Below are 12,874 nucleotides of genomic sequence, written 5' to 3'. Positions count from 1 at the left end.
TTGACAGTTAGAATGGAAACCGCATGTCAATGTATTACGGTGAACCGTAACATAAATAGATGCGGTTTTTTAGATGACTTCATTTATAGGAAAACTTGATATAAGTCTCAGCAGTAGTAAGAAACAGAACTCAAGATACAAAGAAAAACACATTGAATGGGGGGATTCAGTGTGTTTTTTAGCGGTCGCTAAATTGAAAAGATAGTATTATTCAGGTGTAACAGCTATAAATTCGTCAATAGTTTCAGGTGTGTGTTTACCTTCTTTTCCTTTGAAAAAGTCGAGATTAATGGTCACATCCATACAGCCAAGGTATTCTCCGTTTTCACCACGTACTGCCATGAACTTTTGGTAAATTTGACCGGTTTCTTCACCGGAGCGTTTCGGAAACCAAAATTCCCATTCGTCGCGTGCTCCTGAACGGAAATCATTCAACAATTTTTCAACATGATGAGCCACCTTTGGGTGAAGCTCAAGCACATGGCATCCTATAGCCTCTTTCCGACGACCATGGACACGGTTTGGATTATTTGAAAACCAGCGGAAAATATCGTTATTATCGCAAAAACCCATTTCAAATGGTAAAAGGTTTATAATTGAATCCAAAGTGCTCGCTTTAATTGCACCGGTTTCAAAATTAATGATAGCTTCAGGACTAATTAACTCTGACAATCTATTTTCAGACATGATATAACACTCCTTTATGAAATCTTCTTAATGAAAAATATAAATAGTAGTAAGAAAATATCTACTTTTAGGTGTATCTAACCTCAGTAATAATGATAGCATCATTACGGAAAGTAAATTGTGATTTATCTCACAAAGATTGTTTGTAATCATTACTTGTAAGTAAGTATTTGACCCGTTTTCATAAAAAAAACACTATAATGGGTGAAGGTTGATTTAATAAGGAATAAACAACAAATTAAAACGATTAAACCAAGCTCAATAAAAAAATGTGGGTATTTAAGTTGCGGTGAAATAAAGCATACATAGGTGTTTTTTAGACTGGATAACCCTATCTGTCCTAGTATTTTTTTCCTATTAAATCTATAATGGTGGTAGTTTTGGAAATGAGATAAGGGGTATTTATGAGAGAGTTTACGAACACATTCAATAAAAAAGTGTATTATATTGCTGTTTTGGCTGTGATAGTTATTATGATAATAGGATTGTTTGTTAATAACCCACGCTTTGGGGGATTTGACATTGGATATATTTTACATAGTGTAATGGTGTTTCTTTTGTCGGTATGTTTATTGCTTTATCCCAAGAATATATCGAGTGGTCTAAGAATAACAATCATAATTGTAGCTTCGACTTACTTTTATATGATTTTCTTTTTATATCCAGATACGTGGACTACGTTTATTTTTTTATGTTTTATTCCAGCACTCTCAATTTTGTTTTTTGATTCAAAGGTATTTTACTTATCTTTACTGTTAAACTGTTTAGTAATCTTATGTTTAATAGGTTATATTATGTTCATCGATCGAGAGCAACGATTTCCTTATATAGAACAGGATATAGTAGGAAATTTGATAAACTTCATAGCAATTCAAATTATTATCTATTTTATCTTTTATTTAACATACGGACGAATTAAACAGCAACAGCTATATTACGAGCAAATCCAGCAAGCGGAGCGGTTAAAGATTACTGGTCAACTAGCTGCAGCTGTTGCACATGAAATTAGAAATCCATTGACGGTTGTGAAGGGATTTTTACAATTATATGAGAAAGACAACTCATTTAACGAGGACCGAAGAAGAAATTTTTCATTAATGATTGATGAATTAAACACAGCTGAAGAGGTAATCTCTCAATTTTTATCAATTGCTAAACCAGATAAAAACAAGGTAAATGAGATGGTAAATGTTAAGGTTGTTCTTCAAAGTGTTACAGATTTGCTATATTCGTATGGACTTTTATATGATAACCGAATCGAATTAGAAGTCACAGGCGAATGTATAATCGTTGCAAATCATATAGAGTTTAAACAACTATTCATAAATATTATTAAGAATGCCATCGAGGCTTCTAAGATGGGCGATGTAGTTCGAGTTACAGCTAAAAAGGAAAAACAATTTATTGATATAAAAGTAATTGATCGTGGGCAAGGAATGTCTGAAGAGGAAGTCAAATCTTTAGGTACACCTTATTATTCTTTAAAAAGCAAAGGAACAGGATTAGGAATGATGGTATGCTTTCATATTGTTGAAAAATATAAAGGCACCATTGATTTTCAAACTTCCCCAGGTCAAGGAACAACAGTTATTATACGGTTTCCATCTATATAGGTATGAAGGTAAATAGGTAAATTGAAGATACACTGGACAAAAGCCATGGAGTAATCCGTGGCTTTTGCTGTATAGAAGGAATAGTAGAGAGTTCAAGTAGGTGGCCAAACGAATAATGGTAGAAAGGACTTCTCTTTATGTGCGATTTGAAACGGATGGTGGGTTAGATATCAAAATGTTGGAAGGTAACCCAACTTTCTTGCTTTGCAAACTGCGGATAAGCGGACATAAAGGTAATAATAATGGGGGATTGACCCAAACAGGGATATTTTTTGAATAATAACCTATCACCATATTTTAACGCATGTAGTGCAAGCGGTAACTCACGCCTAAATATTTCATTTCGTTTTGATGAGATGGATGGGGAATATTCTCCTTGATCAATGTGCACATATACATAAAAAAATAACGAAGTCCCATATTGCAACCATTCACCAATCACTTCATCTCTCAAAGGATTGATCTTTTCCCAGTTATAAAATAACCCAATGCTTAGAAATAATTCGCCAGTGTTATCAGAGTGAGTTAGTGTGTAACGCCTTGGGATAACGGGGTCTGTAGCAGTAACACCATCCATATATTCAACTGATAGTTTATCTGGATTAAAAGTGCTCACGTAATCAACTCCGCCTATCTTTTACAAGTCTCATAAATATAAGGAAGTACTTCTCATTAATTTACGCTCTGGTAAGATGTATTACGGTGAAACAAAGTATGCCTTATGGATTCACATATAGAGGTGTAACCGCTGCATAACTCCTCCTAATTTTGATGTATATGTACCATTTTGCTTAATTTAGAACCCATTGAAAAAATGGATTCATGAAGGATAGAATCTGAGAGCTAATATTAGTTGACTACATTAGTAGTTCATAACGGATAGAATAATAATATACTGATTAGTATTGGGTAGATAAGAGGGAGGTACTATATGAAGCAACTATATATAAAGCAGAAGGTGTTCAGTCTTAGTGGCAAGTTTACGGTAAAAGACCAAGAGGAGAAGGATGTATATTACGTGGAAGGCAGTTTAATGCAAGTTCCAAAGACGTTTTCCATTATGAATACGAATAGAGACCAAGTAGCGCTCATAACCAAAAAGATATTCAGCTTTTTACCGACGTTTTTTGTAGAAGTGAATGGTCAAGAGGTAGTATCTATAAAAAAAGAATTATCCTTCTTTAAAGCACGCTATACGATTGGTGCAGCGGGCATTCAAGTGCATGGTAACTGGTGGGATATGGATTTTCAAGTGTTACAGCGTGGTGAAGTTGTAGGAAAAGTGAGCAAAGAGTGGTTTACGTGGGGAGACAGTTACAAGGTTCAAATAATGGATGAAAGGATGGAAGCCATAGTTATAGCGCTCGTAGTTGCTATTGATTGCGTGAAGGCTGACCAAGCAGCTGCTTCCTCTGCGGCAAACACGTAAGATAGTAATGAAAATAGCAGAACACTAACCAAAAGTTTTAGAGATTAAAAATGCTAAACATAGAGGCTGGATTATTTGGTGATATGCTCCCCCTTAGGTAGACAGATTAAAAAATATAATCTGTTTTACCTTAGGGGGAGTTTTTTATGTCCAATAAAATCTATTCTAGTCAGTTTAAGTATGAAGTAGTAACAGCTTATAAGAACGAAGATTATACAGTTAAAGAACTCACCGAGAGATATCAAATACCTAAAGTTACTTTATATAAATGGGTAGAGATATTTGATAAAGATGGGGAAAAAGGATTTGAATACTCTAGCACCTGGAAGTCCTATTCTAAAGAGGTGAAATTAGCCGCTGTTCTAGATTACACATCGGGGGAATATTCACAATATGAGATTGTTCGAAAGTATGAAATTTCAAGTAGAAGTGTCCTTCAGAGGTGGATTTCCAAGTATAATAGTCATAGAGAATTAAAGGATACGTCGAAGGGAAGGACGAGCTCTATGACTAAAGGGAGACAAACTACTTGGGTTGAACGAATTGAAATAGTAATGGATTGTATAGGGAACGGGAAGGATTTTAAGAAAACAGCTGAGGCTTATGAAGTATCCTATCAACAGGTATATCAATGGGTTAGGAAGTATGAAAATGGTGGAGATGAAGCGCTTAAGGATAATCGTGGTAGAAAAAAAGAAGAAACTGAGTTAACTCCAGAGGATAAGATCAAGTTACAGATGAGAAAGTTAGAAAGAGAAAATGAACGTTTGCGTGCGGAGAATTTGTTCTTAAAAAAGTTAGAGGAGATCGAAAGGAGGCGAAAATAAGCCAAATCCGATTTGAGGACAAGTACATCGCTATTAAGGAACTTCATGAGAAAGAAAATCTAAGCATCTTGTTACTTTGTGATATCGCTGGTATTACACGGGCAGCTTACTATAAGTGGCTAAAGCGTACTCCTTCTGAACGGGAACTACAGAATGAAGAAATTATTAAAGAGATGAAAGACCTTCATGAAGAGGTAGAAGGCATCTATGGATATCGGAGAATGACGATGACCATTAATAGAAAACTTGGGCAAAACTTCAACCACAAACGTTTTTATAGACTAATGAAAGTCGCTGGTATACAGTCTGTCATCCGGCAAAAGAAGAAACGTTATAAGCACTCTATCCCTCAACATGTTGCAGAAAATGTATTAAACCGCGAGTTCACGGCTGAAAAACCAAATGAAAAATGGGTAACTGATGTCACGGAATTTAAATATGGAACATCAAAGAAGGCCTATTTAAGCGCTATTCGTGATCTATATGATGGATCGATTGTGAGTTATGTATTAGGACATTCAAATAACAATAAACTTGTTTTTAAGACCCTCGATCAAGCTACACAATTGTTGGATGGAGACCATCCACTTATTCATAGCGATCGTGGTTTCCAATACACTTCTAACGGATTCAAAAGCAGAATAGACAAGGCAGAGATGACACAAAGCATGTCCAGAGTTGGAAGATGCATTGATAATGGACCTATGGAATCATTTTGGGGAACGCTTAAATGCGAGAAGTATTATTTGCGTAAGTATGGGACTTTTGAAGAATTATCTAAAGCGATAGACGAGTATATATTTTTCTATAATCATAATAGATATCAAAAACGACTAAACGGCCTCAGCCCTATGGAATATAGAGCTAAAGCCGCTTAGGTCATTTTTTATTATTTCCACTGTCTACTTGACAGGGGGCAGTTCATGGTTTCAACAGGTCCAGCCTCTTTTGCATTTTCTCTTATCCATTCATAAAAGGAGTTTCGGACTGCTTTTATTTATTCTAACAATTACACTTGTGTTCTTTAAAATCAATTACCATACGTCCTTGAATTTTACCTTGTTTCATTTCTTCGAATATATCTTGTACGTCCTCTAAGCAACGAGTTTGCACAATGGGCACTACTTTACCTTCTGCACCAAATTGGAACGCTTCTTCTAAATCTTTACGAGTACCAACCAAGGATCCGACTACTTCGATACCATCAAGTACGAGTCGTGGAATGTTTAAATCCATTGTTTCTGATGGTAAGCCTACAGCAACGACCTTACCACAAGCACGAACTGCATTGACTGCTGAGTTGAATGCTACTTTGGAAACAGCTGTTACAACTGCAGCATATGCTCCACCAACTTGTTCCTGAATAATCTTCTCTGCATCTCCCTGTGTATTAGGATTGATTGTCATATCAGCACCTATTTCTTTGGCTAGTGATAGCTTATCATCATTTATATCGACTGCAATAACTTTTGCATTAAATACATGTTTTGCATATTGAATAGCAAGATTTCCTAATCCACCGCACCCATAAATAACGATCCATTGTCCAGCTTTCACATCAGAAACCTTAATGGCTTTATAAGTAGTAACCCCGGCACATGTAATGCTACTGGCTTGTGCTGGATCTAGCCCTTGAGGAACTTTTACGGCGTAATCAGCAGTAACTATACATTGTTCAGCCATTCCGCCATCAACACTATAACCAGCATTCATAACGTTACGACAGAAGGTCTCTCTCCCTGTTGTACAATACTCACATCTACCACATGCTTGGAACATCCATGCAATACTAACTCTGTCTCCAACCTTTAAGCTGGTAACATCATCCGCTACTTTAGATACAATACCTATTCCTTCATGACCGAGAATACGGCCATCTACATTACCAAAATCACCAGCAGCTACGTGTAAATCAGTATGACATACTCCACAATATTCTATATCAACTAGTGCTTCACCTGACTTCAATGGTCGTAGTTCTTTTTCAATAACCTCAATATTTGCCTTGCTATTTTGATTAACGACAACTGCTTTCATACGTGATCTCTCCTTTTGTGTTTTGGAATTTTTACGAGTTCACAGACGACCAAAAAAATGTTTTACCATCATTACGGAATCATCATAACACGGAGCTAGGAAGTATAGATTGTGAAACATTGAACAATCTTTGAACGTTTATGTAAAATCTTACAAACTTATAAGATTTTACATAAACGTTCAATTCAATATAATCTAAATGTTATGTACCAGCGTTAGGGGAATAACCTTATTTGGAAGAGGGGACATTACCGTTTAGACAGTATAGCCAATTTTACATTTGACGTTCTCACCAAGATATTATATAGTAAATGGAAGTAAAGAATGCCCAGGCTAATGGGAGAGGTTCATAGCTGATACCCTCTATAAAAAACTATGGAAACATGACAAATGCCATGTCCATATTTGGATGTGGCTTTTCTGTTTTTTCTACGTGTTTTATAGAATAATTGGTAATGCCTCTCTTGATAAGTGTTGGGTAACATTTACAAGGAGGTTTTTTTATGTCTGGTCGAAGCCAAGAAGAAGGTTTAAAGGATTTAACACTATTAGGCAATCAAAATACTACATACTCATTCGATTATGCTCCAGAGGTTTTGGAAGCAGTAGATAATCTACATTCAAATCGTGATTATTTTGTAAAGTTTAATTGTCCGGAGTTTACTAGTCTTTGCCCACTTACACATCAACCTGATTTTGCGACGATGTATATCTCATATATCCCAGATCAAAAAATCGTTGAAAGTAAGTCTTTAAAGCTCTATTTATTTAGCTTTAGGAATCATGGCGATTTCCACGAGGATTGTGTCAATATCATTATGAATGATTTGATTGAATTACTTGATCCAAGATATATCGAGGTTTGGGGGAAATTCACACCACGTGGAGGAATCTCAATTGATCCATGGTGCAACTACGGAAAGCCTGGAACGAAATATGAAGAAATGGCGTATCACCGTTTGATGAACCATGATTTAAATCCGGAAAAAGTAGATAACCGTTAAACCAAAAGTAGAATAAGAAAGAGGTTATTAGCTACCCTAATCAAATATGTCTTGACATATTTGCGCCCAGATTTTTTCGAGCATGGTCGAAAAATTTCTTTTGAAAATCTGTGGCATCCGCCGGAGGCTTTAACTATGTTCAGCCGGGAATTAAACCCCGGCTGAACATAGTTAAAAAACTAAGAGGAAACGGCACTTTTTCTTAGAGTGCTGTTTTTCTTTGTAAGAAGGGAGTTTTGACAGTGAAGCAGGAGAAAGCAATTGTTGTGTTTAGTGGAGGTCAGGATAGCACAACATGTCTGTTCTGGGCGAAGGAACGTTTTGAAGAGGTAGACGCAGTGACCTTTGATTATGGTCAAAAGCACCGTCTTGAGATTGATTGTGCGAGAGATATTGCGAGGGAACTTGGTGTCAACCATCATATTCTGGATATGTCACTACTTAATCAACTTGCTCCGAACGCATTGACACGACAAGACATTAAGATACAAGAAGGGGAAAATGGGGAACTGCCATCGACTTTTGTACCTGGTCGGAATCTGCTGTTTTTTTCATTTGCGGGAGTGTTAGCAAGGCAGGTAGGAGCAAAATATATCGTGACGGGAGTTAGTGAAACGGACTTTAGTGGGTATCCTGATTGCCGAGATACGTTTATAAAGTCCTTGAACGTGACGTTAAATTTAGCGATGGACGATTCCTTTGTGATAGAAGCACCATTAATGTGGCTAAACAAGTCACAGACATGGGAACTTGCTGATCAACTAGGGGCTTTGGAATTTGTACGAGAAAGAACGTTAACTTGCTATAACGGTGTAATAGCGGATGGCTGCGGTGAATGCCCAGCATGTAAACTACGTAAAAAAGGTCTTGAGGAGTTTTATTTAGTGAAAAAATTGAGGGGGACAACATGAGGATTTTATTTTACTTATTATCTATCGTTATCGCAAATGTGGTAACGGCAGCATTTGCTCCGTTACAGTTTGGTATTTTTATTGTTCCAATGGGGACACTTCTAGTAGGTGCAACATTTATATTTCGGGACCTTGTACAAAATAAATATGGTAGAGCGAAAACATATTTATTTATTTTTATAGCATTACTTTTATCAGCAGCGGTTTCATTCATGCTTGGTGATACATTATTGATTGTGTTAGCTTCGGCCATTTCATTTGTAGTTGCTGAAACAGCTGACACTGAAATATATACTAGATTGAAACTGCCATTGGCTTGGCGCGTTTTCTACAGTGGAATTGTTGGAGGTTTCTTTGATTCTGTTATTTTCGTATTGATTGGACTCAGTCCACTTGGAGCTAACATACTCCCTTGGGAGGCTGTACCAGCTGCTATACTAGGGCAAATTATCGTAAAAACAATTATTCAATTGGTTGGGGCGATTATACTGAACCAATTCAGAATGGAACGTTTGGAAAATGTAGAAAGTAACTAAATGATTTGTTATGAGAGCCACTTTTATGTGGCTTTTTGCATTTAGTAGTACCAGTACCATAGCATGTTCGTTTATAGAATTAGATAATCAGATACTGTTCATTTCCCGAAAAATATTATTATAGAAAAACACTGCAAAATCCATGGATTTTGCAGTGTCATAAGAAGTAGTTTCATAGAAATTTAAATTAATCTAATATGGTTACTTTTACTTGTTTTACACCAAAATTAATGGCATCTTCCTTAGAAGGAATGAAGACATCAATCTTATTTCCTTTAATGGCTCCACCAGTATCCCCAGCTATCGCTTCACCATAGCCTTCTACATAAACTTTACTGCCTAGCGGAATAACAGATGGATCAACTGAGATCACTTTTAAATCAGGATTCTCTAATAAATTAATACCAGTTGATGTGATTCCAGAACAACCTTCACATGTAGCTGTATAGGCCGTAGCTTTTACTGTAATTTCCTTTGAACTATTATCGCTTGTTGTTGTAGCTGGTACAACTGACGTACTTTCCTTTGGTTTTTCAGGAGCAGGTACGGCAGGTGTATTCGTTTTTGGTGTTTCAGTAACGGGTATTGCAGGTGTACTTTCTGTTGATACTTTCGCATCAGATTGTACTGGTTTTTCTACAACAGCATTTTTGCTAGATTTTACACCTTCAAAGATTACTAGAGGTAATCCAGGATGGATGAGATCGGTATGTAATTGATTCCATTCTTTTATTTGAGCTACTGTTACTTGGTGATCAATGGCTATGTCCCATAATGTATCACCTTGCTTAACCAGATATTGTTTTTCTGGAACAATTGTAAGTTCATCACCAGGGTGAATAAGGTCTGATGTAAGATGATTTAACATTTTGATGTTATTTACAGTTGAATCATTTGCTTGTGATAAATCCCAAAGTGTATCTCCCTTTTGTACTGTTATAGTGGAAGCTTGTACATTCGCACTTACTGTGACTGAGAGTACTGTACCTGTCATAATGGCTATTATTTTTTTAAGCATTCTTTACCCTCCATGGTCTTTAGTTGCTAAATTTACCTAATCGTATCATAGATTTTTCGTAGAAAAAGAACAGGGAGGTATTAAGTTGGTTACGTCCATGGCAATTATATTGCAAAACTATTTCTAGTATTTCTACTGTTACCTTATCAAAGGAATAGGAAAGGTATTTGTAATAAAAGTCCATGCAGAAACTATAAAATGAAATAGTAGAAATGAAACTTTTTTCCAACTAGTACGTAGAAAAAATTAGTACATTAAATAATTGGGGGATTCATATGTTCTCAGATATAAATGCGGAGATTATTGAGATACAAGGCGAACTAAGGAAAAAAGACAAATATCAAAAGCAACTAGCAGATTACGAAAGAGAATTAGAAGTAATTGAGAAGACTCTTTCTCAGCTACGAGTTACATTTGAAGCAGAAAAAGAGGACGTTGAAAAACTCGAAGGACTTAGTCTTACGAACCTATTTGCCTTATTATCTGGTACAAAGGATGAAAAACTAGCAAAAGAGAAGGAAGAAATGATTGCCGAACGACACAAGCTAGAAGAAGCTGCGAAAACGAAAATGGAAATAGAGGATGCGATGTTAGGGATTCGCAATAAATTATATAATCTAAAGGATACTGAGTATAAGTTCCATCGGCTGCTCATGCAGAAAGAAAACATGGTTAAAACCAGTTCATCGCCGTTTGCGGCAAGAGTATTAGAATTAAGTGAACAGGAAGGGAATCTTAAAGCATACATGACGGAATTAGATGAAGCCATTACTGCCGGAGAACGTGTAGAAAGTGCTCTTATTCAAGCGATGGAATCACTTAAAAAGGCTGAAAACTGGGGCACATGGGATATGTTTGGTGGGGGAACGATTACGGGCGTCGTCAAACACCAACATATTGATCAGTCTGAAGCATATCTTCATCAAGCCCAAACGAGCATGCGTCAGTTCCAAAAGGAATTATTGGATGTACAAGAACAAGCAAATCTTGAGATAAATATCTCTGGAATGTTGAAGTTTGCTGACTTTTTCTTTGATGGTTTCATTGCAGATTATATGGTTCAAGGGAAAATCACTGGATCACTGGACCAGACGAGGAGCCACTATGATAAAGTATATGACCTTTTAAAAAAGTTAAGGGCTCAATTGGAGGAAGAGGAGACAGAATTAGGTAACATTCAAAAGGAAAAACAGGAGATTATTGCGAAATTGTAACAGTACTTATATAGGAGAGTAGCCGCATTGTAATAGATGCGGTTTTTCAGCATGAAATAATTGTTCTTTGAGTGGAAACTTGTTTCATGTAGTGGGACTAGAATGACAACCTGATGTTATTGAGCTATAATTAGAGGCATTGTAATCACCCTTCAAATAGAGAAAGGTGTTTTTTTATGATTAAATTACATCGTGTTACGAAAAAATTTTCACAATTTCAAGCGATTAAATCTGTATCTCTCACAGTACATAAAGGTGAAATTCATGGAGTAATTGGGGCAAGTGGAGCGGGTAAGTCAACATTGCTAAGGCTCATGAATTTATTAGAAATTCCTGATGAGGGAAAAGTGGAAGTGAACGGTCAACAGTTAACAGATTTGAACAGCAAACAACTTCGCCAAGCCCGACAATCAGTTGGAATGATTTTTCAACATTTTAATCTTGTATCCAATAAAACAGTGTACGATAATGTTTCCGTACCGTTAGAGTTAGCCAAAATGGAGAAGTCAAAACGTCGTAGTCGAGTGATGGAATGTCTCCGCTTTGTTGGGTTGGAACATTTAGTTGATAAATACCCTGCACAACTAAGTGGCGGGCAAAAGCAGCGTGTTGCAATAGCTAGGGCATTGGCGAATCACCCAACCGTCCTATTATGTGATGAACCAACCTCATCGCTTGATCCAAACACAACTACTGAAATACTCGGTGTATTGGAGAATATAAACAAAAACCTTGGTGTAACGATTGTTATTGTCAGTCATGAGATGGAAGTAATTAAGAGTATTTGTCATCGAGTAACGGTACTAGCAGAAGGAGAAATTCATGAGACAGTAACAAATAAGCCTACAGGGATTCAAATAGTACATAGTAGCCCAACATGGTTTGTAGAACAACTAACAAAGGATAGTGAGAAAAGTAATGCCTGAAATTTTAGTTCAATATGAAGCAGAGATTTGGAGGGCAATCGGGGAAACCTTTGCGATGGTTGGGGTTTCTATTTTAGCTGCTGTTTTACTTGGGCTTCCGGTAGGCACGTTACTGTATCTTTGCAGGAAAGGCCAGTTACTCGAGAATAAGTATGTTTTCTCAACTTTAAATTTACTAGTAAATATCATACGATCATTTCCTTTTTTGCTTTTGGTCGTATTTTTAATCCCGTTTACTAGGTGGGTTATTGGGACAGCCATTGGTACGGCTGCAGCAACAATTCCGTTATCGATTATTGCGATTGCTCACTATTCACGCTTAGTTGAACAATCCTTATTGGATGTACCAAGAGGTGTGATGGAGGCTGCCATTTCGATGGGCGCATCTATTAAGGAAATTATGTTCAAATTTCTGTACATAGAGGCTCGTTCGGGGCTTGTTCTCGGATTAACAACGTCGATAATTAGTTTCATTTCGTATTCGACAATCATGGGAGTCGTAGGAGGCGGTGGTATTGGAGACTTTGCGATTCGATATGGGTATCAACAATTTAAAACCGACCTTATGATGTACATGATTATGATTATGATCGTATTGGTACAGCTTATTCAGTATATTGGTACAACCGTATCAAGACTACTAGATAAAAGATAAATAATTGGAGGAATTTC

13 protein-coding genes and 1 riboswitch are annotated in these 12,874 nt (G+C 36.6%); of the genes, 9 read left to right on the top strand and 4 right to left on the bottom strand.

Going from position 1 to position 12,874, the window contains the following annotated elements; translation table 11 throughout:
- Window positions 1-207: 207 nt before the first annotated feature.
- Window positions 208-687: a PAS domain-containing protein gene (locus ACWNMY_RS10890; RefSeq protein ID WP_449538248.1), complete on the bottom strand. Its 480-nt coding sequence runs from the start codon at window positions 685-687 to the stop codon at window positions 208-210.
- 404 nt (window positions 688-1,091) lie between these two features.
- Between ACWNMY_RS10890 and ACWNMY_RS10885 the strand changes: the two genes are divergently transcribed.
- The gene (locus ACWNMY_RS10885; protein WP_449538247.1) at window positions 1,092-2,300 is read left to right on the top strand and encodes an ATP-binding protein; all 1,209 of its coding nucleotides are present in this window, start codon (window positions 1,092-1,094) and stop codon (window positions 2,298-2,300) included.
- Window positions 2,301-2,463: 163 nt separating this feature from the next.
- On the opposite strand, the gene ACWNMY_RS10880 is transcribed toward ACWNMY_RS10885, so the two are convergent.
- Window positions 2,464-2,916 carry a staygreen family protein gene (locus ACWNMY_RS10880; protein WP_449538246.1) on the bottom strand — a complete coding sequence of 151 codons (453 nt, stop codon included), beginning with the start codon at window positions 2,914-2,916 and terminating at the stop codon, window positions 2,464-2,466.
- A gap of 315 nt (window positions 2,917-3,231) precedes the next feature.
- On the opposite strand from ACWNMY_RS10880, the gene ACWNMY_RS10875 reads away from it, so the two are divergent.
- Together ACWNMY_RS10875 and ACWNMY_RS10870 are read left to right on the top strand one after the other, a co-directional pair.
- Window positions 3,232-3,729 (top strand): LURP-one-related/scramblase family protein, encoded by a 498-nt coding sequence (locus tag ACWNMY_RS10875; protein ID WP_449538245.1) that lies wholly within the window; start codon window positions 3,232-3,234, stop codon window positions 3,727-3,729.
- 146 nt (window positions 3,730-3,875) lie between these two features.
- Window positions 3,876-5,434 (top strand): IS3 family transposase gene (locus ACWNMY_RS10870; protein ID WP_449537189.1). Its coding sequence is split into 2 segments (ribosomal slippage): window positions 3,876-4,518 and window positions 4,518-5,434, totalling 1,560 coding nucleotides; the frame shifts between segments, so codons are not numbered across the junction.
- Between the two features lie 124 nt (window positions 5,435-5,558).
- On the opposite strand, the gene adhP is transcribed toward ACWNMY_RS10870, so the two are convergent.
- Window positions 5,559-6,593, bottom strand: a complete 1,035-nt coding sequence (gene adhP / locus ACWNMY_RS10865; RefSeq protein ID WP_449538244.1) for an alcohol dehydrogenase AdhP — start codon at window positions 6,591-6,593, stop codon at window positions 5,559-5,561.
- Between the two features lie 336 nt (window positions 6,594-6,929).
- Window positions 6,930-6,976: riboswitch (PreQ1 riboswitch) on the top strand.
- 120 nt (window positions 6,977-7,096) lie between these two features.
- Here adhP and queF point away from each other — a divergent pair.
- From queF to ACWNMY_RS10850, 3 genes are all read left to right on the top strand, one after another.
- Window positions 7,097-7,597, top strand: coding sequence for a preQ(1) synthase (gene queF, locus ACWNMY_RS10860; RefSeq protein WP_449538243.1), 501 nt, complete (start codon window positions 7,097-7,099; stop codon window positions 7,595-7,597).
- Window positions 7,598-7,839: 242 nt separating this feature from the next.
- Complete coding sequence (gene queC, locus ACWNMY_RS10855) at window positions 7,840-8,508, top strand: 7-cyano-7-deazaguanine synthase QueC (RefSeq protein WP_449538242.1); 669 nt, start codon at window positions 7,840-7,842, stop codon at window positions 8,506-8,508.
- The gene (locus tag ACWNMY_RS10850) at window positions 8,505-9,044 is read left to right on the top strand and encodes a VUT family protein (RefSeq protein WP_449538241.1); all 540 of its coding nucleotides are present in this window, start codon (window positions 8,505-8,507) and stop codon (window positions 9,042-9,044) included. Before queC ends, ACWNMY_RS10850 begins: the two co-directional genes overlap by 4 nt.
- Before the next feature lie 187 nt (window positions 9,045-9,231).
- On the opposite strand, the gene ACWNMY_RS10845 is transcribed toward ACWNMY_RS10850, so the two are convergent.
- Window positions 9,232-10,062 carry a LysM peptidoglycan-binding domain-containing protein gene (locus ACWNMY_RS10845; protein ID WP_449538240.1) on the bottom strand — a complete coding sequence of 277 codons (831 nt, stop codon included), beginning with the start codon at window positions 10,060-10,062 and terminating at the stop codon, window positions 9,232-9,234.
- Between the two features lie 275 nt (window positions 10,063-10,337).
- On the opposite strand from ACWNMY_RS10845, the gene ACWNMY_RS10840 reads away from it, so the two are divergent.
- The 3 genes from ACWNMY_RS10840 (at window position 10,338) to ACWNMY_RS10830 (ending at window position 12,857) form a co-directional block, all read left to right on the top strand.
- Window positions 10,338-11,276, top strand: a complete 939-nt coding sequence (locus tag ACWNMY_RS10840; protein WP_449538239.1) for a hypothetical protein — start codon at window positions 10,338-10,340, stop codon at window positions 11,274-11,276.
- A 176-nt stretch (window positions 11,277-11,452) separates the two neighbouring features.
- On the top strand, window positions 11,453-12,202 hold the full coding sequence (locus ACWNMY_RS10835) for a methionine ABC transporter ATP-binding protein (RefSeq protein WP_449538238.1): 750 nt from the start codon (window positions 11,453-11,455) through the stop codon (window positions 12,200-12,202).
- Window positions 12,195-12,857, top strand: a complete 663-nt coding sequence (locus ACWNMY_RS10830; RefSeq protein WP_449538237.1) for a methionine ABC transporter permease — start codon at window positions 12,195-12,197, stop codon at window positions 12,855-12,857. Before ACWNMY_RS10835 ends, ACWNMY_RS10830 begins: the two co-directional genes overlap by 8 nt.
- Window positions 12,858-12,874 lie beyond the last annotated feature (17 nt).

The organism is Ferdinandcohnia sp. Marseille-Q9671 (assembly GCF_976954385.1).
This window is presented reverse-complemented; position numbering and strand designations above follow the sequence as displayed.

What these genes read in the sequence shown, in the direction of transcription:
- ACWNMY_RS10890 (WP_449538248.1), bottom strand. Translation starts at nt 687, where the DNA reads ATGTCTGAAAATAGATTGTCAGAGTTAATTAGTCCTGAAGCTATCATT.
- ACWNMY_RS10885 (WP_449538247.1), top strand. Translation starts at nt 1,092, where the DNA reads ATGAGAGAGTTTACGAACACATTCAATAAAAAAGTGTATTATATTGCT.
- ACWNMY_RS10875 (WP_449538245.1), top strand. Translation starts at nt 3,232, where the DNA reads ATGAAGCAACTATATATAAAGCAGAAGGTGTTCAGTCTTAGTGGCAAG.
- adhP (WP_449538244.1), bottom strand. Translation starts at nt 6,593, where the DNA reads ATGAAAGCAGTTGTCGTTAATCAAAATAGCAAGGCAAATATTGAGGTT.
- queF (WP_449538243.1), top strand. Translation starts at nt 7,097, where the DNA reads ATGTCTGGTCGAAGCCAAGAAGAAGGTTTAAAGGATTTAACACTATTA.
- ACWNMY_RS10850 (WP_449538241.1), top strand. Translation starts at nt 8,505, where the DNA reads ATGAGGATTTTATTTTACTTATTATCTATCGTTATCGCAAATGTGGTA.
- ACWNMY_RS10845 (WP_449538240.1), bottom strand. Translation starts at nt 10,062, where the DNA reads ATGCTTAAAAAAATAATAGCCATTATGACAGGTACAGTACTCTCAGTC.
- ACWNMY_RS10840 (WP_449538239.1), top strand. Translation starts at nt 10,338, where the DNA reads ATGTTCTCAGATATAAATGCGGAGATTATTGAGATACAAGGCGAACTA.
- ACWNMY_RS10835 (WP_449538238.1), top strand. Translation starts at nt 11,453, where the DNA reads ATGATTAAATTACATCGTGTTACGAAAAAATTTTCACAATTTCAAGCG.
- ACWNMY_RS10830 (WP_449538237.1), top strand. Translation starts at nt 12,195, where the DNA reads ATGCCTGAAATTTTAGTTCAATATGAAGCAGAGATTTGGAGGGCAATC.